Source organism: Aureimonas flava (genome assembly GCF_003583935.1).
Classification (GTDB): Bacteria; Pseudomonadota; Alphaproteobacteria; order Rhizobiales; family Rhizobiaceae; genus Aureimonas; species Aureimonas flava.
In genome coordinates, this window is record NZ_QYRN01000008.1 from 1 (window position 1) to 21596 (window position 21596).

Below are 21596 nucleotides of genomic sequence, written 5' to 3' on the forward strand. Positions count from 1 at the left end.
GACGTCGAGGCCCAGGTCCTGTCGCGCGCCATCCACGCCCACATCCACCACCGCACCTTCCCCAACGGCGAGCGAACCGTCGTCTTTCCCGCATCCCCAGGCGGATACGCCTCCACCAAAATGGGCTAGGGGCCGGAGCCGGCCCCTCGCCTCAGCCGATCGCCATGAGGCTGGCGTTGCCGCCGGCCGCCGCCGTGTTGATCGAGGTCGAGACCTCCTCCACCAGCCAGTTCAGACAGATCGCTTCGGGATCCTCGCGCAGCGCCGCGCCGGTGGCCGCCTGCACCAGCACCAGCGGCCCGTCGAGCGCGGCGATGCGGGCGCAGACGGCCTGCACGCGCGCGCCGTCGCCCTCCACCAGGGCGCCCGCGAAGGGGCCGCTCGCCGCCCAGTCCGCCGCGTGCGAGACGCGGGCCCCGACCGCCGCCGGCAGGTCGCGCAGCGCGCCTTCGAGGCCGGCCGCCCCGTCCACCACCACGCCGTTGCCGGTGGCGAGCGCGGCGGCCAGCAGGCGGCGCAGCCCGGTCGCCGTCTCGGGCACGAGCAGCACCCGGCCACGCGGATGCAGAGCGTAGAGGTTGGTCTCGCCCACCGGACCGGGCAGCTCGCGCACGAGGCCGAGGCCGGAGCGCTCCGCCATCTCGCGCGCGGCGGCCGCGTCCTCGGCGTGCCCCGCCCGGTCGAGCCAGCGCACATAGTCGAGCAGCGCCTCGTCGGTGTGCGGCATGCCCTCGCGAACCGGCACCGGCGCGCGCGACACGAGGCGGCCGAGATAGAGCGGCCCGCCGGCCTTGGGCCCGGTGCCCGACAGGCCCCGTCCCCCGAAGGGCTGCACGCCCACCACCGCGCCGATCACGTTGCGGTTGACGTAGACGTTGCCCGCGCGGACCCGGCCCGTCACGTGCGCCACGGTCTCGTCGAGCCGGGTGTGGAGGCCGAACGTCAGGCCGTAGCCGGTGGCGTTGACCGCCTCCACCAGCCGGTCGAGCTCATCGCGCCGGTAGCGCAGGACATGCAGCACCGGGCCGAAGACCTCGCGGCGGAGCTGCCCGAGGTCGTCGATCTCGATCAGGGTGGGCGCGACGAAGGTGCCGTGGCGCGCCTCCTCCGGCAGGGCCAGGCATTCCACGGCCAGACCGAGGCCGCGCATGCGCTCCACATGCGCCTCGATCCCGGCGCGCGCCTCCTCGCCGATCACCGGGCCGACGTCCACGGCCAGGCGGTCCGGCCGGCCGAGGGTCAGCTCCCGCATCGCGCCCTTGAGCATGGCGAGCGTCCGGTCGGCGATGTCGTCCTGCAGGCACAGGACGCGCAGCGCCGAACAGCGCTGGCCGGCCGAATCGAAGGCCGAGGCCATCACGTCGGAGACGACCTGCTCGGCGAGCGCGGAGGAATCCACGATCATCGCGTTCTGCCCGCCCGTTTCGGCGATCAGCGGGATCGGCCGCCCGTCGGACGAGACGCGCTCGGCGAGCTGGGCCTGGATCAGCCGGGCGACCTCGGTGGACCCGGTGAACATCACGCCCGCCGTTTCGGGCGCGGCGACCAGCGCGGCGCCGAGCCGCCCATCGCCCGGGGCGAACTGGAGCGCGGCCGCCGACACGCCGCCCTCGTAGAGGATGCGCACCGCCTCGTGGGCAATCAGCGGCGTTTCCTCGGCGGGCTTTGCGACCACCGGGTTGCCCGCCACCAGCGCGGCGGCGACCTGACCGGTGAAGATCGCAAGCGGGAAGTTCCACGGGCTGATGCAGACCACCGGGCCGAGGGGCTCGTGGGCCGGCCCCAGGCCGGCGCGCGCCTCGGCGGCGTAGTAGCGCAGGAAGTCCACCGCCTCGCGCACCTCGCCCACGGCGTTGGTCGCCGTCTTACCCGCCTCGCGCATCACCACGCCCATCAGCGCGCCGATCCGCGCCTCCATGAGGTCGGCCGCGCGCTCCAGGCACGCCGCGCGTTCGGCGGTGGGCACGCCCGCCCAGGCGGCGGCCCCCGCGGCGGCGGCCGCGAGCACCGCGCCCGCCGCCTCCACGGGCAGCTCGGCGACCCGCCCCACCGCGTCGCGCCGGTCGGAGGGGTTGAGGACCGTGCGGGGCGCGCCGCCCCGCCCGCCATCCACCACCAGCGGGGACGCCTCCACCGGCGTGCGCGCCGAGGCGGCCAGCTCCTCCGACAGACGGGCGAGCACGCTCTCGTCCGCCAGGTCGAGCCCGCGCGAGTTGGCGCGAACGGGCGCGAACAGATCCCCGGGCGCGGCGATCGCCTCGTGCGGGGCGCCGACCACCGGCTCAGCGGCGACCAGCTCGGCCGGATCTGCGACCAGCGTCTCGATGGACACCTTGGGGTCGGAGATCCGATTGACGAAGGAGGAGTTGGCGCCGTTCTCCAGGAGGCGGCGCACCAGATAGGCGAGCAGCGTCTCGTGCGTGCCGACGGGCGCGTAGATGCGCGCCGGCCGGTCGAGCTTCGCGCGGCCGACGACCTCGTCGTAGAGCGGCTCGCCCATACCGTGGAGGCACTGGAACTCGTATCGGCCGGGCCCGAAGTCGGGGCCGGCCAGATGGTAGATCGCGGCCAGCGTCTGCGCGTTGTGGGTGGCGAACTGGGGGAACACGGCGTCGGTCGCCGCCAGCAGCTTGCGGGCGCAGGCGACATAGGCGACGTCGGTGTGGAGCTTGCGGGTGTAGACCGGGAAGCCCGGCAGGCCGTCCACCTGCGCCCGCTTGATCTCGGCGTCCCAATAGGCGCCCTTCACCAGCCGCACCATGATGCGGCGCCCGGCGCGCCGGGCGAGGTCGACGATCCAGTCGATCACGAAGGGGCATCGCTTGCCGTAGGCCTGGACCACGAAGCCGAGGCCCTGCCACCCCTCCAGCGCCGGATCGAAGCTCAGCGCCTCCAGAAGGTCGAGCGAAAGCTCCAGCCGGTCGGCCTCCTCGGCATCGATGTTGAGCCCGATATCGTATCGCTTGGCGAGGACGGCGAGCGCGCGCACGCGCGGCAGCAGCTCGTCCATCACGCGGCCGGCCTGGGCTCGCCCGTAGCGCGGATGGAGGGCCGAGAGCTTGATCGAGATGCCCGGCCCGTCCACGACGCCGCGCCCGCCCGAGGCCTTGCCGATGGCGTGGATCGCGGTCTCGTAGTCGCGGCGGTAGCGTTCCGCGTCGGCCGCCGTGGTCGCCGCCTCGCCCAGCATGTCGTAGGAATAGCGGAAGCCGCGGGCCTCCAGCGGCTTGGAGCGCTTCAGCGCCTCGGCGATGGTCTCGCCGGTGACGAACTGCTCGCCCATCATGCGCATCGCCATATCGACGCCGCGCCGGATCACGGGCTCGCCGGCGCGCGCGATCAGCCGCGTCAGGGCGGCCGACAGCGAGCGGTCGCTGACCGTGGTGGTCAGCCGGCCGGTAACCACGAGGCCCCAGGTCGCGGCGTTGACGAAGAGCGAGCGCCCGGCGCCGACATGCGACTTCCAATCCCCGTCGGCGATCTTGTCGCGGATCAGCGCGTCGCGCGTCGCCGCATCGGGAATGCGCAGCAGCGCCTCGGCGAGGCACATCAGGGCGACGCCCTCCTGGCTCGACAGCGAGTATTCCCGCACCAGTCCCTCGACCCCCGTGCCCTTGTGCTTGGCGCGCAGCGCCTCGATCAGCCGCCGGGCGGTGCGGGCCACGGGCTCGCGCATCTCGGGCGGCAGCCGCGCGGCCTCCACCAGCGGCGGCACGCATTCGGTCTCCGGGCGACGGGCGGCCGCGGTGATCGCCGCGCGAAGGGGCGTCGGCTCGCCGAGGGGCGGGGCGAAGCGCGAGAAGGGGCGCGCCGGGCCGGCGTCGGCCGTGGCGGGGCGATCGAAGGTCTCGGACATCGGGAGGCTCCGAAGGGGAGGAAGCGTCGCGCCATGATAGCCGCTCGCGCCTCGGCCGTCCGACTTGTGTCCACCCTTCCGCAGGCCGTATGGATCGATCGGACGCCTCTGTTCAGGACGAACGACCCATGGACGAGCCTCGCATGGACGATCTGGACGCCTTCGACCGCAGGATGCTCGACATCCTGGCGGAGAACGGGCGCATCTCGGTGACGGAACTCGCCGCGCGCGTCGGCCTGTCCAAGACCCCGTGCCAGATCCGCTTCCGCCGGCTGGTCGAGCGCGGCGTGGTGGATGGGTTCAAGGCGGTGATCAATCCGGGGCGGATCGGCCTCGACCATGTCGCCTTCACCGAGGTCAAGCTCGCTTCCACGAGCGAGGACGCGCTGCGCGCCTTCAACGCGGCGGTGAAACGGATCCGCGAGGTGGAGGAATGCCACCTGATCGCCGGGCGCTTCGACTACCTCCTGAAGGTGCGCACCCGCGATATCCGGCGCTATCGCCAGGTGCTGGGCGAGGCGATCTCCAACCTGCCCCATGTCGCCAGCACGTCCACCAACGTCGCGATGGAGGCGATCAAGGAGAAGTAGCGGCGAGCCACGGGCGCAGCGGCGCCGCATCAGGTCCCGCGCCGCAGCTGCGCGTGATGCGGCCCCGCCGGGAAGGCGCATCTCCCCCTCCAGCCCTGCGTCGGGGCGGGCAGCGAGGATCGTCGGTTCGCTTCATCGCGAAGCGCCGCATCCCCGGACGCTCCGGCACGCGCGCCGTCGCGACCGTTGCGCTCGATGCCCGATGCCGGATGCCGGATGCCCGATGCGCATGCGGTGGCTGCGCAGTCCCGCGTCCCGTCCGGCAGAGCGCCGCGCGGCTGGTTTCGCCCCGGTTTCCCCTTCGGCGCCTTGGGCGAGCAGGATGAAGCGTTCGTCGCGATCACACCGAAAAGGTGAAAAACGCCATTCAGGGTTGTGGCAATGCGATGGCATTCATGCTTGAGTTTCTTCGCCAGACTTACAAGCAGTTAAATGCACGAAGTCGTTCGCCACCCCACAAAGGGATCATGAGCCAGCCCCAATCCACGCACGGCGCCGCCCTCGCATCGGTGCCATCCGCACAGGCCGACGACGGGATGGTGCAGCACCTCCTGTCGATCTCGAAATCGACCCGCGCCTTCCTTTCCCTGCTTCTGATGGAACTCGACCTCCATCCCGGACAGGACCAGCTCCTGGCTCGGGTGGAGCCGGGCGTGCCGGTCAGCGTTTCGGCCCTGGCCGACCAGCTTTCGGTGCGACCGTCCACCGTGTCCAAGATGCTGGACCGGCTGATGGAGAAGAACCTCGTGGAGCGAACGGCCCACAGCCACGACGCGCGGCGCACGATGGTGATGCTGACGCCGGCGGGCCGGGCGTTGCGCGGGCGCGTCGCGACGCTGTGGGAGAAGCTGGAAGCCGACCTCGCCTCGGCCGTGGCGCCCGAGCGACGGGAGAACCTCCTGGGATCCCTGCGCGAGGCGGACGAGCTTCTCACCGCCAAGTTGCGCCGGCTGCGCTGACGCAGGGAAAGGACGGCTTCGGGACGGCGCGCTAGGCAGGGGGCGGCTTTTTGCTTATGCTGAGGGCGTTGTCGCGTTTCCGAAAGAAGCCTCCCATTTCCGTGACGAGTTCTTCCCTCCCCTCCCGCCGCACGGCCCTGAAATACGGCCTGGGCGGAACGCTCGCCCTCCTGTGGGCGCATCGCGCCGGCGCCCAGCAGCCCGCCGACCCGGCGGCTCCGGTGGTCCAGCCTCCCGCCGCCGCACCCGCCGCGCCCCCGCCCACCGTGGTGGACCTCAACGCCTTCTCCTTCGACGCCCTGTCCAACGCGATGCGCGCCCGAGCCGCCGCGCCCTGGAGCGAGCCGGCGCGCGACCTGCCGCAGCCGATCGCCGACCTCGACTACGACAGCTATCGGCGCATCCTCTACCGGCGCGACCAGACGGTCTGGGCGAACGAGCCGCTGAACTTCCACCTCCAGGCCTATTTTCCCGGCTTCCTCTACAAGGACACGACGCGCCTGTTCGTCGGCGACGGGACCCGGTTCCAGCCGCAGATCTTCTCGGGCGCCAACTTCGAGTTCCTCGCCCCGCTCGACCCGTCCACCTTCCAGAACATCCAGCTTCCGGGCGTGGCGGGCTTCCGCCTGAACTACCCGCTCGACCGGCCGGACCTCTACGACGAGCTGGTCTCGTTCCTGGGCGCCAGCTACTTCCGCGCGCTCGGCATGAACAACCGCTACGGCCTGTCGGCCCGCGGCCTCGCCATCAACACGGCGACGGCGGTGGCCGAAGAGTTCCCGCGCTTCACCGCCTTCTACATCGTGAAGCCGCAGCCGGGGCAGGAAGGGATCCAGATCTTCGCCGAGCTGGAAGGGCCCAGCATGGCCGGCGCCTACGCTTTCCAAGTGCGGCCGGGCGTCGAGACGCAGATCGACGTCACCGCGCGTCTGTTCTTCCGTGGCGAGGTGGAGCGGCTCGGCGTCGCGCCGCTGACCTCGATGTACCATTTCGGCGAGAACGACCACAACGAGCGGGAGGACTTCCGCCCCGAGGTGCACGACAGCGACGGCCTGTTCATCCTACGGCCGAGCGGCGAGCGCCTGTGGCGCCCGCTGAAGAACCCCGAGGAGCTCGCCCTCTCCTATTTCGGCGAAACTTCGCCCAAGCTCTTCGGCCTGCTCCAGCGCGACCGCGACTTCTCGCACTACGAGGACGTGGAGGCGCATTACGAGCTGCGCCCCTCGCTGCTGATCGAGCCGATGGGCGACTGGGGCCGCGGCATCATCCAGCTCGTCGAGATCCCGACCGATTCCGAGATCAACGACAACATCGTCGCGTTCTGGGTGCCCGAGGAGAAGCCGGCGGCCGGCTCGCAGTTCGAGTTCCGCTACCGGATGCACTGGGGCTTCAACGACCAGATGGAAAGCCATCAGGCGATGGTGGCCGGAACCTATGCCGGGCTCGGCGGCAACGCCGCCGACACGGGCGAGACCAACCTGCGCCGCTTCGAGATCAATTTCGTGGCCGGCACGGCGCAGAACCTGCCGGGCGACGCGGTGGTGGTGCCGATCCTGGAAGTCCCCGACACGGCCCGCCTCGTCCATAGCGGCGTCAGCCGCCTGCCGGGCGGCGGATGGCGCCTGTCGATCGAGCTGGAGAAGCTCGACGCCTCGCCCGTCGAGCTGCGTGCCAAGCTCTCCTACAACCAGCGCATCATCTCCGAAACCTGGCTCTACCAGTGGACGGGCCGGCCGTGAGGATGCCCACCGCAACCCTCGCCGGGCCCGCGCCGGCGGCGCCGCACGAGACGCACGAGCGCTTCTTCGACGCGCGCCCGGCCGGCATGCTGGTGGACCGTCCGGACCTCTCGGAGGACGACCTCCTGGCGGCCATCGCCGAGCGGCTCGTGTTCGAGGGGCGCACGGGCCCCGAGCCGCAGGTGGTGATCGAGGCGGCCCGGCTCGGCAAGCGCAAGGCGCTGGCCTTTCTGCGCAAGCTTCTCCTACCGCCGCCGCGCTCGCCCCTGTCCATGCCGGTCCGCCCGATCCTGCGCGAGCACATGACGCGCACCGACGACGACATGCGCTGAGGCCGGCGCCGCCGGCGCCGATCCGCGTCCGCGATCGACGGGGCCGCCCGGCGCCGTCTTCCGCCCGCGCCTCCAAGCCGCCGTCCGGCCGCCGGCCGGGCGCCTTGCCGACGCCCCATCCGAGCGCGATATCCCTCCCAGGGACATGACGACCGATTCGCCCGCGAGGGCGTGCCGGACGAACGAGCGAAGGCTCGACCAGGGTTTTTCATGACAGCACCATCCCGGCGCCTCCCCCCGCCGCGCGACCATCGCATCGACTTCTATCGCGGCGTCGCGCTTCTGATGATCTTCGTGAACCACGTCCCCGGGGTTCTCTGGGAGCATTTCACCTCGCGCAATTTCGGCTTCTCCGATTCGGCCGAGCTGTTCGTGTTCCTGGCCGGCGTGTCCTGCGCCCTCGCCTATGGCCGCAACTTCCTCGAGCGTTCGGGCCTCGTCGCCTCGATCCGCGCCTTCCGCCGCGCGGGCGTGCTCTATCTCAACCACATCGCGCTCACGATGATCGTGGCGAGCCTCTACGCCTTCGCCGCGCTGGCGACCGGCGACGGGCGCTACCTCATGCAGCTCGGCTTCGGCTATTTCCTGTCGCGGCCGGTGGACACGCTGGCCGGCATCGCGACGCTCGGGCACCAGTTCGCCTATCTGAACATCCTGCCGATGTACGCCGTGCTGCTCCTGATGCTGCCGGCCATGCTGGCGGTGGTCCGCCGGGTCGGGCTGCCGGGGCTGCTGGCCGCGTCCGCCGCGCTCTGGCTCGCCTGCGGCCTATGGCGCTTCAACCTGCCGAACCACCCCAATCCCGGCGGCTGGCAGTTCAACCCCTTCGCCTGGCAACTCATCTTCGCCATCGGCCTCGCCACCGGCCTCGCCAAGGCGGGAGGCGCCGCGCTGGTGGCCTATTCGCGCCCGCTCTACCTCGCGTGTCTCGCCTATCTCGCGGTGAGCTTCGTGTTCGTGTCCTGCTCGCTCTGGGGTTGGGAGAACGCCCTGCCGCTGCCCGGCTTCCTGCGCGGATTCGACAAGACCTACGTCTCGCTGCCGCGTCTCCTGCACGTCCTGGCGCTGATCTACGTGTTCGCCCACGCGCCGGCCCATTCGCCGCTGCAGCGGATCGGGCGCGAGAACCCGTTCGCGCTGCTGGGGCGCCACTCGCTGCCCGTTTTCGCGGTCGGCACCGTGCTGTCGCTCCTGTTCCAGCTCCTGCGGCTCAACCGCGAGCCGTCGCTGGCCTTCGACACGGGGCTGATCGTGCTGGGGCTCGGCGTGCATTTCGCGCTGGCGCTGTTCCTGGACTGGTGGCGGGCGGTGAACGCGCCGACGCAGCCGGCCCTCGCCGTGCCCGAGCGCCCGCAGGAGAAGGTCGGCGCGGGCGCGCGCGCCTGACGCCCCTTCGCCGGTTCGCTCCGGTTCCCGCGCTCGGTGGCCACCTCGCGGGATCGTGGGGTCGCCCCCCTCGTGCCTCCGGCCGCCGGGCCCGCTATAAGACCGGAGCCGGATCGGCCGGCAGGAGGATCGCCCCTTGAAGGATGCAAGCCATCCCTTCTTCCGCCCGCTCTGGCGCCGCGTCGCGGTGGTGGCGGTCTGCGCCGCCTGGTCGGTGGTGGAGTTCGTCATGGGCGACCCGACCTGGGGCATCATGACGGGCGCGATCGGAGCCTATGCCGCCTATACGTTCCTCGTGGCCTACAAGCCGCCGCCGGAGGCCGCCGAGGCGCCCGGCGAGCCGGGACCGCCGCCGGCCGCCTGACCCTCACGGCTCCGCCCGGGAAGCCGCCAGCGGAGGATCGGCAGCGAGACGAGTGGCGGAAAGCATCGCCCGGCCGGCCCGGCGGCCCCTTCGGACGGGCTTTCAGTCGCGGTTGGCGACGCCGGCCTGCGCGAAGGTCGCCATGCCGTTGTGACAGGCCACGGCCGCCTTCACCACGGCGGCCGCCAGCGCCGCGCCCGTGCCCTCGCCGAGCCGCATGCCGAGCGCCAGCACCGGCACCTTGTCCATGATCGCGAGCGCCTTCTGATGGCCGGGCTCGGCGGAGACGTGGCCGAACAGGCAATGGTCGAGCGCGCGCGGATCCATGGCATGGAGCACGGCGGCGGCGGCGGTGGCGACGAAGCCGTCCACGATCACCGGCACGCGCTGCATGCGGGCGGCGAGGATGGCGCCCGCGATGGCCGCGATCTCGCGGCCGCCAAGCCGTCGCAGCACCTCCAGCGGATCGGCGAAGTGCGCGCGGTGCAGCGCCAGCGCCTCGTCCACCGCCGCCGCCTTGCGCGCCATGCCGGCCGCGTCCTGCCCGGTGCCGGGGCCGACCCAGTCGGCCGCCGTGCCGCCGAACAGGGCGGCGAAGATCGCGGCGGCGACGGCCGTGTTGCCGATGCCCATCTCGCCGAGGACGAGGAGGTCGGGCTCGCCCGCCAGACACTCCATGCCGAAGGCCATGGTGGCCGCGCAGTCGCGCTCGCCGAGCGCCGCCTCCTCCGTGATGTCGGCGGTGGGGTAGTCGAGCGCCAGGTCGAAGATCTTGAGCCCAAGATCGAACGTGGCGCAGATCTGGTTGATCGCCGCCCCGCCCGCCGCGAAATTCTCCACCATGGACTGGGTGACCGTGGGCGGAAAGGCCGAGACGCCCTTGCGGGCCACGCCGTGGTTGCCGGCGAACACGGCGACCACCGGCCGATCCACGGTGGGCGCTCGGCCCTGCCAGGCCGCCATCCACTCGGCGATCTCCTCCAGCCGGCCGAGGCTGCCGGACGGCTTCGTCAGCTCCTCCTGCCGGTGGCGGGCCGCGTGCCGCGCCGCCCCGTCGGCCGCCGGCATCTGGCGGAGCAGGGCGCGGATGTCGTCGAAGGGAAGGCCGGTGGCGGACATGGGCGGGCGTCTCCGAAAGCGATGCGGGCGGGCTCCGCGTGATAGGCGCAAAGGCCGCCCGCCGCAAACCCGGCCGCGCCCTCGCCGCCACCGGCGGCGGCGCCCCGCCTGGTGTAGGGTGGCGGCATGATTCGCCCCGTCCGCTCCGTGCTGCGCGCCAGCGCCTTCCTGACGCGCCTGCCGGCGGTAGGCGGCGCGTTCGCCGGCACCCCGGTGCCGCTGGGGCGGGACGCGCCGGCCTTTCCGGTGGCGGGGCTCCTCGTGGCCGCGTTGCCCGCTCTGGTTCTCGCCGGTCTCGGCGAGGCCGGCCTCGCGCCGCTCGCCGCCGCGACGGTCGCGGTGCTTCTCCTGGTCGCGCTCACCGGCGCGCTGCACGAGGACGGGCTCGGCGACACAGCGGACGGGCTGTTCGGCCATGCCGACAAGGCGCGCGCGCTGGCGATCATGAAGGACAGCCGCACCGGAACCTACGGCGCGCTGGCGCTGGCCGGCGCGCTGCTTCTGCGCGTCACGCTGCTCGCCGACGTCGCGGGGAGCTCGGCACCGGCCGCCGCGCTGGCGCTGGCCGGCGCCGCATCGGCGAGCCGCGGCGCGATGGCGCTCTTCTGGGCCGCGCTTCCGAGCGCCGATCCCGGCGGGCTCGCCGACCGCGCCGGTCGCCCCACGGCGGCGGAAGGCGGCTGGGCCGCCCTCCTCGGGTTCGGCCTCGCCGTTCTCCTGACCCAGCCCCTCTTCGGCTGGGGCGCCGCGCTCCTGCCCCTGGCGCTCGCCGCGCTCGCCTGGGAGGCGCTGCGGCGCGTGGTCCGGCGGCGCCTTGGCGGCCAGACGGGCGACACGCTCGGCGCCTGCCAGCAGACCGTGGAGATCGCCTGGCTCCTCGGCCTCGCGCTCCTCACCCCGTGAAGGCGAGAGCCACGAGCGTCAGCGCGAGAAGGAGGTCGCAGACCCGGCGGAACAGGCGCAGCGCGGCGCGGATGTCGGCCGCCGTCGCCACGCGCCGGCCGGCGGCATGGAGCAGCGGCGCCTCCACCGCGAGCGTGCCGTAGCGGCGCGGGCCGCCGAGCGCGAGCGCCAGCGCCCCGGCGGCGGCGGCTTCCGGCCAGCCGGCATTGGGCGAACGGTGGCGCCGCCCGTCGGCCCACGCGGCGCGCGCGGCCCGCACGCCCGCCCCGCGCCCGGACGTCAGGACGGCGGCCAGCACGAGAAGGCCGGCGGTCAGCCGCGCCGGAACGAGGTTGGCGACGTCGTCGAGCCGCGCCGCGGCCCAGCCGTAGTCGCGGTAGCGATCGTCGAGATGTCCGATCATCGAATCGGCCGTGTTCAGCATCTTGTAGGCGAGGAGCCCCGGCAGGCCGAACACGAGGAGGAACAGCCAGGGCGCGACCACCCCGTCCGAGGCGTTCTCGGCCAGGCTCTCGATCGCGGCGCGCGCGACGCCCGCCTCGTCCAGCGCCTCCGGGTCGCGGCCGACGATCATGGACACCGCGCGCCGGCCAGCGGCGAGGCCTTCCCTGTCCAGCGCCCCGGCGACGCGGCCCACATGGTCGGCAAGGCTTCGCTGCGCCAGGAACACGGAGGCGACCAGCGCCTCCACGCCGAGGCCCGGCCAGCCGAGCGGAGCCAGGAGACGGTGCAGCCCGTGGCCGAGAAGCGCGGCGAGACCGAGAAGCGCGAGGATCGACACCGTGCCGGCCGCCCGCCGCCGGCGGGCCGGCCAGTGCGCCTGGTTGCCCCGGCGCTCGGCGGCGGCGATCAGCGCGCCGAAGCCCGCCACCGGATGGGGCACGCGCCGCCACACCGCGTCCGGATCGCCGAGGATGCGGTCGAGCGCCAGGGCGAGGGCGGCGAGGACGGCGTTCAAGCGCCCGCATCCCCCCGCGCGCCGGCCAAGGCGTCGGCGAGCCGCGCGGCCTCCGCCTCGTCGCGAACCAGGCCGAGCCGCAGCCAGTCGGGCCGCCGCACGAAGGGGCGCGCGAGCACATGCCGGCGCGCCAGGGCCTCGAACAGCGCGTGGGCGCGAGGTGCCTCCACCAGGGCGAACAGCGCGGCGTCGCCCGTCGGCACGAACCCGGACGACCGGATCGCCCCGCGCGTCAGCGCGGCGCGGCGCGCGATCGCCTCGCGCAGCCCGCGCACCAGCGCCGCGTCGTCCATCAGCCGCTCGCCCACCGCCAGCGCTGGACCGGACACGGCCCAGGGGCCGAGCCGCTCCGCCAGCCGGTCGGCAAGGTCCGGCACCGTGAGCGCGAAGCCGAGGCGCAGGCCGGCGAGGCCGAAGAACTTGCCGAACGAGCGCAGCACCACCAGTCCCGGCCGGCCGGCGTCGGGGGCGAGGCTCTCGCGCGGGTCCGCGTCCATGAAGGCCTCGTCCACCAGCAGCCAGCCGCCGCGCGCGGCGAGCGCGTCCGCCAGAGCGAGCAGCGCGGCGCGGCCGAAGCGGCGCCCGTCGGGATTGTTGGGATTCACCACCACCGCGACCCGCGTTTCGGGCGGGCACTCTTCCGGCGCGGCGAGGGGGAGAACGTCGTGCCCGGCCGCCTGGAACGCACGCGCGTGCTCGGCATAGGCGGGATCGAGGATCGCCGTGGGACCCGTCGGCAGGAGGTGGGGCAGGAGCGAGATCAGCGCCTGGCTGCCCGGCGCCGCCACCACGCCCGCACCGGCCGGCGCGCCGCAATGGCGCCGCGCGGCGTCACGCGCGCGCGCCTCCGACGCGGCCTCCGGCAGGCGCGCGAAGAGTTCGGACTCCAGCGCCGGCAGGGGCGGCGGCACGGGGTTGATGCCGGTAGAGAGGTCCAGCCAGTCCTCTCGCCGACCGCCGAAGCGCGCGAGCGCGGCGTCCAGCGCCCCGCCATGGACGAGATGCGCGCTCATGCGCGATCGATCACATGGATATAGGAGCCGCAGACGCGGCCGCGCCGAAGGCCGACGGCACCGAGATCCCGGCCCAGCGCATCCGCCGCGTCGAACAGGCGATCGCCCGCCCCTTCCGCCACCACGGAGGAGTAGTGGAACTCGTGGCCCGTCAGCGCCCCGGCCCAGGGCGCGCCCGCGTGCGCGCGGAGCCGGCGGTAGCCGAGATGCAGCCGGCGCCGGGCGAAGCTGGTCTCGAGCGGCAGGAAGCCCAGCATGGCGTGGCGCGCCCCTCCCTCGTCCTCCAGCCCCTCTCCCAGAACCATGTAGCCGCCGCACTCGCCGTAGATCGCGGCGCCCCGCGCCCGCGCCGCCGCCATGCCCGCCCGAAACCCCGCCGCCGCCGCGATGCGCCCGGCATGGAGCTCGGGATAGCCGCCCGGCAGGAACACCGCGTCCGCGGCCGCCTCCGGCCCCTCGTCCGCCAGCGGCGAAAAGAACGACAGCTCCGCGCCCGCCAGGCGCCAGCCGTCGAGGAGGTGCGGATAGGCGAAGGCGAAGGCTTCGTCGCGCGCCACGGCCACCCGCGCCCCGAGCGGGGCGAGGCGCGGCGCGGGGGCGCGTTCGGGACGAGGCGCGGGCGCGGGCGCGAGCAGCGCCTCGACGGCTGCCGTGTCCGCCCCTTCGGCGAACCACGCGGCGGCCTCGTCCAGGAACCCGTCGAGCCCCGCGGTCTCGCCCGCCTGGACAAGCCCAAGGTGGCGTTCGGGCATCCGCAGGCCGTCGCGCGGCGGCAGGACGGCGAGCACCGGCAGCCCCAGCGGCGCCAGCGCCGCGCGCAGGAGCGCCTCGTGCCGGGCGCTCGCGACGCGGTTCAGCGCGAGCCCGCAGAAGGGGAGGTCCGGCCGGTGGTCGCGAAAGCCGCGCACCAGGGCCGCGACGGATTGCGACTGCCGCGCGCAGTCCACCACGAACAGCACCGGCAGGCCGATGGCGCCGGCAAGATCCGCCGCCGAGCCGGTGCCGTCCGCCGCCCCGTCGAACAGGCCCATCATCCCCTCCACCACGAGCGGCGCGCCGCCGGTCTCGCAGAGGTCGCGGAGCAGCGCGGGGCGCATCGCATAGGGGTCGAGATTGACCGAGGCGCGCCCGGCGGCGGCTGTGTGGAAGGCCGGGTCGATATAGTCGGGCCCGGCCTTGGCGGGTGCCGGCGCGAGCCCGCGCCCGCGCGCCCAGCGCAGGAGCGCGAGCGTGAGGAGCGTCTTGCCGCTGCCGGATTGCGGCGCGGCGACGAGGAGACCGGGACGGGGCGGATGCGCGCTCATGATTGCGGCGCTTTTCGCACGGATGCGCGGCGCCTATAAGCCCCCGCATGGGCATCGATGGCGGGCAGCGCCGGACACGGGCGGGCGGATCGGACGCGGCGGCGGCGACGCGCGAGGGCGTGCCGCTGCGGCGCGGCTGGACCACGGGCGCCTGCGCCACCGCCGCCACCAAGGCGGCGCTCGCCGCGCTGCTCTCCGGCGCATTTCCCGACCCCGTGGAGATCGTGCTGCCCAAGGGCGAGCGACCGGCGTTTCCGCTGGCGCGCGCCCATGTCGCGGGCGGCGAGGCCTTCGCCGCGATCGTCAAGGACGCCGGCGACGACCCCGACGTGACGCACCTCGCCGAGGTCGGGGCGCGGGTGCGGCTGGGGGCGCCGGGCACCGGCATCGTGTTCCGCGCGGGGCCGGGCGTCGGCACGGTGACCCGGCCCGGCCTGCCGATCCCGCCCGGCGAACCGGCGATCAACCCGGTGCCGCGCGCCCTGATGCGGGCCGAGGTCGAGGCGCTGTGCGCCGCCCACGGCGTGTCGCCGGACGTCGAGATCGTGATCGAGGTGGCGGACGGCGAGCGCCTGGCCGAACGGACCTGGAACGGTCGGCTGGGGATCCTCGGCGGCCTGTCGATCCTCGGCACCACGGGGATCGTGCATCCGTTCTCCTGCTCGGCCTGGATCCACTCGATCCATCGCGGGATCGACGTGGCGCGCGCCTCCGGCCTCGGGCACGTGGTCGGTGCGACGGGCTCGGCCAGCGAGGACGCGGCACGCCGGCGCTATCCGGACCTTCCCGACATCGCCTATCTCGACATGGGCGACTTCGCCGGCGGCGTCCTCAAATATTTGCGCCGGCACCCCGTGCCGCGCCTGACGCTGGCCGGGGGCTTCGCCAAGTTCACCAAGCTGGCGCAGGGGGCGCTGGACCTCCATTCGGGGCGCAGCCAGGTGGACCTCCGCTTCCTGCTCGGCCTCGCGGGTGGCGCCGGCGGGGATCTGGAGGCGGCGGTACTCGGCGCCAACACGGCCAAGGAGGTTCTGGATCTGGCGCGGGCGCGCGGCATCGACCTGGCGGCACCCGTCGCGGCCCGCGCGCGCGACACGGCGCGCGAGGCGCTGGGCGACGCCGCCGTCGGCGTCGAGGTGCTGGTGACGGACCGGGCCGGACGGGTGATCGCCCATGCCGGCTGACCGTCCCCGGCGGGTCCTGATCCTCGGCGGAACGGCGGAGGCGACGGCGCTCGCCCGTCGGCTCGCCGCGGAGCGCCCGAGCCTTCCTCTCGTGCTGTCCCTGGCCGGCCGCACGCTCGCGCCCGACCTGCCGGCCGGGATCGACGCGCGGATCGGCGGTTTCGGCGGGGCGGCGGGGCTCGCCGCCTTCCTGGGCTCGCAAGCGATCACGCACCTCGTCGACGCGACGCATCCCTTCGCGGCCGGCATCTCGCGCAACGCGGCGGAAGCCGCCGCGACGGCGGGCGTCCGGCGCCTCGCGCTCCACCGTCCCGGCTGGACGGCGGGGCCGGACGACCGCTGGCTGCGGGTCGCCTGCCTCGCCGGTGCCCGCGACGCCCTGCCGCACGGGGCGCGCCCGTTCCTGGCGCTCGGCCGCCAGCATCTCGCCACGTTCCGCCACCGGCCCGACCTCCGGCCCGTGCTGCGCATGGTGGACCCGCCGGACGACCTGCCCTTCGCGGCCGACCTCGTGCTCGGCAAGCCGGGCGACCGCGCGGCGGAAGTCGCGCTGATGGCGCGGACGGGCGTCACCCATCTCGTGTGCCGCGATTCGGGCGGGCGGGCCTCGTTCGCCAAGGTCGAGGCGGCGCGCGCCCTGGGGCTTCCCGTGGTGCTGATCGACCGCCCGCCACCGCCGCCGCCGCCGCTCGCGGCCGACACGGAGGCGGCGCTCGCCTGGCTAGCCGGCTGAGCGGCCGCGCACGGGGCGCAGGATGTGCGGGTGGGCGGCATCGTAGAGCTTGGAATCGACGAAGCCCTCGGCGCCCAGCGCCCGCCCCACCAGCACCAGGGCGGTCCGGGTGAGCTTCGCCTCGCGCACGCGCCGGGCCACGGTGGAGAGCGTCGCGTGGATGAAGGCCTCGTCGGGCCAGCCGACGCGATAGGCGACCACCACCGGGCAGTCCGGCCCGTAGGCCGGCAGGGCGCCGAGCTCGCGCTCGATATGGGCGAGGTTGCGGATCGACAGGTGGATCGCCAGCGTCGCGCCGCTCCGGCCGAGCGTCGCGAGATCCTCGCCCTCCGGCATGGCCGAGGACTTCATCGCCGTGCGCGTGACGATCACGCTCTGGCAGACCTCGGGGATCGTCAGCTCCTGGCGGAGCGCTGCGGCCGCCGCCGCGAAGGCGGGCACGCCCGGCGTCACGTCGTAAGGGATGGCGAGCGCGTCGAGCCGCCGCATCTGCTCGGCGGTCGCCCCGTAGATCGACGGATCGCCCGAATGGACGCGGGCGACGTCGAGGCCTGCGCGATGCGCCGCCTCCATCTCCGCCACGATCTGGTCGAGATGCATCGGCGCGGTGTCGAGGACGCGCGCGCCGGCCGGCGCCGCGCGGACGATCTCCTCCGGCACCAGCGATCCGGCATAGAGGCAGACCGGGCAGCTCTCGATCAGCCGCAGGCCGCGCACGGTGATGAGGTCGGGCGCGCCGGGGCCGGCGCCGATGAAATGGACGGTCACGATCCGATCCCCGATCCGGCCTTGGCGGCGTAGCCGCGCGGCGTATAGGCATAGGTCCGCCCTTCGCCGCTGGCGAAGGCTCGGGTGTTGCTGGAGCCGACCACCACCACGGTCAGCATGTCCACCTCGTCGACGTCGAGGTCCTGCAGCGGGACGATGCGCACGCTTTCGCCCGCGCGTCCGAGATTGGTGGCGAGCACCACCGGCGTGTCGGCGGGGCGGTGGGCGAGAAGCACCTCGCGCGCATGGGCGAGCTGGGTGCGGCGGCGCTTGGAAACGGGGTTGTAGAAGGCGATCACGAAATCGCCCTCCGCCGCCGCCCTGACCCGCCGCTGGATGTCCTCCCAAGGGGTCAGGAGATCGGATAGTGAGATGGTGCAGAAGTCGTGTCCGAGCGGCGCCCCGGCGCGGGCGGCGGCCGCCTGGAGCGCCGAGATGCCGGGCGACACGGCGAGCGCCACGCGGCGCGCGCCGTCGGACAGGTCGCCCCGGTCGACCAGCTCGAACACGAGGGTCGCCATCGCGTAGATGCCGGCGTCGCCCGAGCACACCAGCGCCACGTCGCGCCCCTCGGCCGCCAGTTCCAGCGCGAAACGGACGCGCGCCTCCTCCGCGCCGAGGTCGAAGTCGTGGCGACGCTTGCCCGTCGCCAGCGGCCCCAGGAGGTCGAGATACAGCGAATAGCCGACGAGATCGGTGGCCCGCGCGACCATGTCCGAGACCTCGGGCGAGCGCCAGTGCGCCCCGCCCGGGCCGATGCCGACCACGAAGAGCGCGCCCCGCGCGCGGCCGATCGCGGCCGGGTCGACGGGCCCGGGGGCGCGGCCGAGCGCCGCCGTGGCGCGGGCGGACTTGCGCTTGGGCACCGCGAGGGCCCCGTCCGACCCGACGCCCGCAAGGGCTGCGCCCTCGCACACGCCATGGCAGCCGGTCTCGCGGAACACCACGTCCGAGGGCGCGGTAAGGCGCGGCGCTTCCGCCTCCAGCCGCGCGGCGTCGAGGAAGCGCGCGGGCACGCCGAAGCGACGCGCCACCGCATGGACGGCGGGCTCGTCCACCTTGAGGTCCAGGGAAGCCACGGCGGCGAGCGACAGCGGGCTGAGGCCGGATTCGGCCATCACGCGCTCGGCCAGCGCCACGGCCTCCTCCGGCGGGGCGCCGCGCTCGGCGCCGATGCCGAGGACCAGGGTCCTCGGCCGGTAGAGCAGTTCTAGCGGCGCCGGCGCGCGGGCCTCGTCCGCGATGCGCAGCGTCACGCGCCCGTCGTCCGAAAGCGGCAGCGACGCCGCTTCCAGCCACGCCGCCTCGCCCTCGATCCAGGCATGTTCGCCGGCGAGGAGCTCGGCCATCACCGCCTTGGCGTCTTCGGGGTTCTCCAGCGCGAAGCCTTCCGGCGGCGCGTCCAACGCGACGCCGAAGCGCAGGTCGCCGGCCGTGGTCACGGCAGGCGCGACGCCGAGCATCGAGGCGATGCGGCGCGCGAGGTCGTTGGCGCCGCGATGGCCGCCGAGGAGCGGCACCACGCAGGACCCGTCCTCGGCCACCGCCAGCACCGGCGGCTCGGCGCCCTTGTCGACCAGCAGCGGCGCCAGGACGCGGATCAGCGCGCCCGCCGCCATCAGCGCGACGATGGGCGTGCCCCGCGCGAACAGGGCCCGCAGATGCGGGGCGGCATCGGCGAAGGCGACGTCGGCACCCGCGACGCGCGGCCCCCCGTGCACCTCGCCGCGCAGCGCGTCGGCCAGCCTGCGGGCGAGCGGCAGGGCGGCGGGAGCGAGGCACAGGATCGCGGGCGCGCTCATCGGGCGTCTCCGGCGGCGAGCGAGGCGAGGATGGCGGGCTCGGCGCCTCGATAAATGAGGATCAGCGCGAAGTAGGGCGCGGCACCGCCGGTCTCGCCGAGCGGCAGCACCCGCTCGCCCGGCTGGCCGACGCGCTCGGCATAGGTCGCCCGGCCGGTCAGACCCATGTCCTCGATCAGCGCCTTCACCCGCGCGAAATGGCGACCGAGCTTCAGGATCGCGACGCTCTCGGCGGCTTCGATCGCGGCGCGGAGCGCACCGTCCGGCAGGGTCGCGGGCAGAACCGCAAAACGGTCGGCGCGCGCGCTCAAGGGGTGCCGCGCGCGGGCGGCGGCGGCCATCACGGAGGAGACGCCCGGCACGATCTCGACCGGATGACGCGGCCCCAGGCGCGCGAGGAGCTGGAGGAAGGACCCGTAGAAGAGCGGGTCGCCCTCGCACAGGACGGCCACGTCGCGCCCCGCCTCGAGGGCTGCGGCGATGCGCGGCGCAGCGCGGTCGTAGGCGCCCTGCCCCGGCGCGCGGTCGGCCGACATGCAGAGCGGGATCGCGATCTCGTCCTGCCCGCCCGGCAGGTGCGGGGCGGCGATGGCGCGCGCCAGGCTCTCGCCGCCCTCGGCGAGCGGATAGGCGATCACCGGCGCGGCGCGCATCAGGCGCACGGCCTTGAGCGTCAGGAGCTCCGGGTCGCCCGGCCCGAGGCCGATGCCGATGAGCCGGCCTGTCATGGCGTGCCCTTCCTGGTGACGTGCCAATGGGTGACGGGCATGGCGGGGCGCCATCCGCGATAGGGGCCGACCGGCTCGGCGGCGGCGACCGACACGCGCAGGAGTTCGCCGCCATGGACCTCGTGGAGCGCGAGGAGGATCTGCTCCGATTCCAGCGTGACGGCATGGGCGACGAGCCGGCCGCCGGGCTTCAGGGCCCCGAAGGCGGCGGGAAACAGGCCGTCCGTCAGCCCGCCGCCGAGGAACACGGCGTCGGGCGCGGGCAGGCCCTCGAAGGCGGCCGGGGCGCGCTCGGGGACGATGCGCAGGCCCGCGGGCGCGAGGCGAGCCGCGTTCTCGGCGATCATGGCGCGGCGCGCCGCGTCCGGCTCGATGGCGAGCACGCGGCCGCCTGGGGCGGCACGCAGCCACTCCACCGAGATCGAGCCGCAGCCGGCGCCGACGTCCCACAGAAGCGCGCCCGGCATCGGTTCAAGGGCGGCCAGCGCCAGCGCCCGCAGCGTGCGCTTGGTCATCTTGCCGTCGTGCCGGAAGGCGTCGTCCGGCAGGCCCGGAACGGCGGAGAAGCGGCGCGCACCGGCGTCGGCGCGGCAGTCCACGCCGATCGTGTGGAGCGCGGCGACGTCGGCCGGCACGTCCCCGTCCGCCACCGTCTCGCGCAGCCGCTCGGCCGCGCCGCCCATGTGCTCCAGGAGATGGAGGCGGCTCGCGCCGAACCCCCGCGCGCGCAGAAGCTCCGCAAGCCGCGCGGGCGAGCGCGCGTCCTCCGCCAGCACCAGGAGGCGCGCGCCGTCGCGGAGCTCGGGCACCAGGGCTTCCGGCGGGCGGCCGTGGATCGACAGGCAGCGCACGTCCTCGAGCGACCAGCCGAGGCGCGCGGCGGCGAGCGAGAAGGCCGAAGGGGCGGGCAGCACGGCGAACTCGCCGGGCCCCAGCACGCCGCGCAGCCAGCGCGCCGGGCCGAACCAGGAGGGATCGCCGGTCGCCAGCACCACGGCGCGGCGCCCGCGCGCGGCGAGGATGTCGGGCGCCGAATCGGCGAAGGGCGAGCGCCAGGGCCGCCGCTCGGCCGGATGGGTTTCGGGCAGGAGGGCGAGGTGCCGGGCACCGCCGAACACGATCTCGGCGCCGGCAACGATGCGCGCGGCCTCGGGCGTGAGCGTGTCCATGCCGCCGTCGCCGATGCCGACGAGGTGGAGCCAGGGCGTCATGCCGGCGCCCCCACGAGACCGGCGGCGAGCGCGTTCACAGCCGCCGCCGCCATCGCGCTGCCCCCGCGCCGGCCGCGAAGGGTCGCGAACGGCACCCCGCGCGGATCGCCGGCGAGTTCCGCCTTGGATTCGGCGGCGCCCACGAAGCCCACGGGAAAGCCGAGGATCACGGCCGGGCGCGGCACGCCCCGGTCCAGACGCTCCAGGAGGCGGAACAGCGCGGTGGGCGCGTTGCCGATCGCCACCACCGCGCCCGCGAGGTCGGCCTCCCAGAGATCGACCTGCGCGGCCGAACGCGTGGTCGCCCCGAGGCGGGCGCGCTCGGCGACGCCCGGATCGCCCAGCCGGCACACCACGCGGTTGCCCGCCGGCAGGCGGGCGCCGATCACGCCGTGCGCGACCATCTGCGCGTCCACCAGCACCGGCGCGCCGGCGCGCAGCGCCGCCCGTCCCGCCGCCACGGCGTCCGGCGAGACCAGGAGGTCGTCGATCGCGTCCGCCATGCCGCAGGCGTGGGCGATGCGGATGGCGAGGTCATGCGCCTCGCCGGGCAGGCGCGCCAACGCGTCCGCCGCCTCCTCGCGGATGGTGCGGAAACTCGCCGCGTAGATCGCGGCGGGGTCGCGCAGGTGGTCGGGCACGGGCAT

19 protein-coding genes and 1 pseudogene are annotated in these 21596 nt (G+C 74.4%); 10 read left to right on the forward strand and 10 right to left on the reverse strand.

The window, feature by feature from the left end; all coding sequences use genetic code 11:
* A pseudogene (gene purU / locus D3218_RS14865) lies at positions 1–129 on the forward strand (formyltetrahydrofolate deformylase); the annotation flags it as partial.
* Positions 130–151: 22 nt separating this feature from the next.
* Here purU and putA read toward each other — a convergent pair.
* Complete coding sequence (gene putA, locus D3218_RS14870; RefSeq protein WP_119540888.1) at positions 152–3856, reverse strand: trifunctional transcriptional regulator/proline dehydrogenase/L-glutamate gamma-semialdehyde dehydrogenase; 3705 nt, start codon at positions 3854–3856, stop codon at positions 152–154.
* 128 nt (positions 3857–3984) lie between these two features.
* Between putA and D3218_RS14875 the strand changes: the two genes are divergently transcribed.
* The 6 genes from D3218_RS14875 (at position 3985) to D3218_RS14900 (ending at position 9226) form a co-directional block, all read left to right on the forward strand.
* On the forward strand, positions 3985–4446 hold the full coding sequence (locus D3218_RS14875; protein WP_119540889.1) for an Lrp/AsnC family transcriptional regulator: 462 nt from the start codon (positions 3985–3987) through the stop codon (positions 4444–4446).
* Positions 4447–4913: 467 nt separating this feature from the next.
* Entirely contained in the window at positions 4914–5405 is a 492-nt protein-coding gene (locus D3218_RS14880; RefSeq protein ID WP_245415061.1) for a MarR family winged helix-turn-helix transcriptional regulator, read from the forward strand.
* A 101-nt stretch (positions 5406–5506) separates the two neighbouring features.
* Entirely contained in the window at positions 5507–7144 is a 1638-nt protein-coding gene (locus tag D3218_RS14885) for an OpgD/OpgG family glucan biosynthesis protein (protein ID WP_245415062.1), read from the forward strand.
* 2 nt (positions 7145–7146) lie between these two features.
* Complete coding sequence (locus D3218_RS14890) at positions 7147–7476, forward strand: hypothetical protein (RefSeq protein WP_136625110.1); 330 nt, start codon at positions 7147–7149, stop codon at positions 7474–7476.
* A gap of 210 nt (positions 7477–7686) precedes the next feature.
* Positions 7687–8862 (forward strand): OpgC family protein, encoded by a 1176-nt coding sequence (locus tag D3218_RS14895; RefSeq protein WP_119540891.1) that lies wholly within the window; start codon positions 7687–7689, stop codon positions 8860–8862.
* Between the two features lie 136 nt (positions 8863–8998).
* Positions 8999–9226 (forward strand): DUF3329 domain-containing protein, encoded by a 228-nt coding sequence (locus D3218_RS14900; protein ID WP_119540892.1) that lies wholly within the window; start codon positions 8999–9001, stop codon positions 9224–9226.
* Between the two features lie 102 nt (positions 9227–9328).
* Here D3218_RS14900 and cobT read toward each other — a convergent pair whose 3' ends face one another.
* Positions 9329–10345, reverse strand: a complete 1017-nt coding sequence (gene cobT / locus D3218_RS14905) for a nicotinate-nucleotide--dimethylbenzimidazole phosphoribosyltransferase (protein ID WP_119540893.1) — start codon at positions 10343–10345, stop codon at positions 9329–9331.
* A 126-nt stretch (positions 10346–10471) separates the two neighbouring features.
* Here cobT and D3218_RS14910 point away from each other — a divergent pair, with 126 nt between their 5' ends.
* Positions 10472–11248 (forward strand): adenosylcobinamide-GDP ribazoletransferase, encoded by a 777-nt coding sequence (locus D3218_RS14910; RefSeq protein ID WP_119540894.1) that lies wholly within the window; start codon positions 10472–10474, stop codon positions 11246–11248.
* Here D3218_RS14910 and cbiB read toward each other — a convergent pair.
* The 3 genes from cbiB to D3218_RS14925 are packed head-to-tail and all read right to left on the reverse strand — an operon-like array spanning position 11238 to position 14523.
* Complete coding sequence (cbiB, locus tag D3218_RS14915; RefSeq protein WP_119540895.1) at positions 11238–12206, reverse strand: adenosylcobinamide-phosphate synthase CbiB; 969 nt, start codon at positions 12204–12206, stop codon at positions 11238–11240. The genes D3218_RS14910 and cbiB overlap by 11 nt on opposite strands.
* Positions 12203–13219 carry a threonine-phosphate decarboxylase CobD gene (gene cobD / locus D3218_RS14920; protein ID WP_119540896.1) on the reverse strand — a complete coding sequence of 339 codons (1017 nt, stop codon included), beginning with the start codon at positions 13217–13219 and terminating at the stop codon, positions 12203–12205. Before cobD ends, cbiB begins: the two co-directional genes overlap by 4 nt.
* Complete coding sequence (locus D3218_RS14925; protein ID WP_119540897.1) at positions 13216–14523, reverse strand: cobyrinic acid a,c-diamide synthase CobB; 1308 nt, start codon at positions 14521–14523, stop codon at positions 13216–13218. Before D3218_RS14925 ends, cobD begins: the two co-directional genes overlap by 4 nt.
* Before the next feature lie 47 nt (positions 14524–14570).
* Between D3218_RS14925 and D3218_RS14930 the strand changes: the two genes are divergently transcribed.
* Complete coding sequence (locus D3218_RS14930; RefSeq protein ID WP_119540898.1) at positions 14571–15707, forward strand: cobalt-precorrin-5B (C(1))-methyltransferase; 1137 nt, start codon at positions 14571–14573, stop codon at positions 15705–15707.
* Entirely contained in the window at positions 15697–16440 is a 744-nt protein-coding gene (locus D3218_RS14935; protein WP_119540899.1) for a cobalt-precorrin-6A reductase, read from the forward strand. Before D3218_RS14930 ends, D3218_RS14935 begins: the two co-directional genes overlap by 11 nt.
* Here D3218_RS14935 and cobM read toward each other — a convergent pair.
* Genes cobM through D3218_RS14960 form a run of 5 tightly spaced genes read right to left on the reverse strand, consistent with a single transcriptional unit; the run spans position 16429 to position 21590 of the window.
* Positions 16429–17208 carry a precorrin-4 C(11)-methyltransferase gene (gene cobM / locus D3218_RS14940; protein WP_119540900.1) on the reverse strand — a complete coding sequence of 260 codons (780 nt, stop codon included), beginning with the start codon at positions 17206–17208 and terminating at the stop codon, positions 16429–16431. The two genes, D3218_RS14935 and cobM, sit on opposite strands and share 12 nt — an antisense overlap.
* Positions 17205–19010: a precorrin-3B C(17)-methyltransferase gene (gene cobJ, locus D3218_RS14945; RefSeq protein ID WP_119540901.1), complete on the reverse strand. Its 1806-nt coding sequence runs from the start codon at positions 19008–19010 to the stop codon at positions 17205–17207. The genes cobM and cobJ overlap by 4 nt, the downstream gene beginning before the upstream one ends.
* A complete protein-coding gene (gene cobI, locus D3218_RS14950; RefSeq protein WP_119540902.1) occupies positions 19007–19738 on the reverse strand; it encodes a precorrin-2 C(20)-methyltransferase in 732 nt (243 codons plus the stop codon). The genes cobJ and cobI overlap by 4 nt, the downstream gene beginning before the upstream one ends.
* Entirely contained in the window at positions 19735–20949 is a 1215-nt protein-coding gene (gene cbiE, locus D3218_RS14955) for a precorrin-6y C5,15-methyltransferase (decarboxylating) subunit CbiE (RefSeq protein WP_119540903.1), read from the reverse strand. The genes cobI and cbiE overlap by 4 nt, the downstream gene beginning before the upstream one ends.
* Entirely contained in the window at positions 20946–21590 is a 645-nt protein-coding gene (locus D3218_RS14960) for a precorrin-8X methylmutase (RefSeq protein ID WP_168990557.1), read from the reverse strand. Before D3218_RS14960 ends, cbiE begins: the two co-directional genes overlap by 4 nt.
* Between the last annotated feature and the right edge of the window lie 6 nt (positions 21591–21596).

Bases quoted from the DNA above. Each gene is read 5' to 3' on its own strand.
- putA (WP_119540888.1), bottom strand. From the start codon at position 3,856: ATGTCCGAGACCTTCGATCGCCCCGCCACGGCCGACGCCGGCCCGGCG.
- D3218_RS14875 (WP_119540889.1), top strand. From the start codon at position 3,985: ATGGACGAGCCTCGCATGGACGATCTGGACGCCTTCGACCGCAGGATG.
- D3218_RS14880 (WP_245415061.1), top strand. From the start codon at position 4,914: ATGAGCCAGCCCCAATCCACGCACGGCGCCGCCCTCGCATCGGTGCCA.
- D3218_RS14890 (WP_136625110.1), top strand. From the start codon at position 7,147: ATGCCCACCGCAACCCTCGCCGGGCCCGCGCCGGCGGCGCCGCACGAG.
- D3218_RS14895 (WP_119540891.1), top strand. From the start codon at position 7,687: ATGACAGCACCATCCCGGCGCCTCCCCCCGCCGCGCGACCATCGCATC.
- cobT (WP_119540893.1), bottom strand. From the start codon at position 10,345: ATGTCCGCCACCGGCCTTCCCTTCGACGACATCCGCGCCCTGCTCCGC.
- D3218_RS14910 (WP_119540894.1), top strand. From the start codon at position 10,472: ATGATTCGCCCCGTCCGCTCCGTGCTGCGCGCCAGCGCCTTCCTGACG.
- cobD (WP_119540896.1), bottom strand. From the start codon at position 13,219: ATGAGCGCGCATCTCGTCCATGGCGGGGCGCTGGACGCCGCGCTCGCG.
- D3218_RS14925 (WP_119540897.1), bottom strand. From the start codon at position 14,523: ATGAGCGCGCATCCGCCCCGTCCCGGTCTCCTCGTCGCCGCGCCGCAA.
- D3218_RS14930 (WP_119540898.1), top strand. From the start codon at position 14,571: ATGGGCATCGATGGCGGGCAGCGCCGGACACGGGCGGGCGGATCGGAC.
- D3218_RS14935 (WP_119540899.1), top strand. From the start codon at position 15,697: ATGCCGGCTGACCGTCCCCGGCGGGTCCTGATCCTCGGCGGAACGGCG.
- cobJ (WP_119540901.1), bottom strand. From the start codon at position 19,010: ATGAGCGCGCCCGCGATCCTGTGCCTCGCTCCCGCCGCCCTGCCGCTC.
- cobI (WP_119540902.1), bottom strand. From the start codon at position 19,738: ATGACAGGCCGGCTCATCGGCATCGGCCTCGGGCCGGGCGACCCGGAG.
- cbiE (WP_119540903.1), bottom strand. From the start codon at position 20,949: ATGACGCCCTGGCTCCACCTCGTCGGCATCGGCGACGGCGGCATGGAC.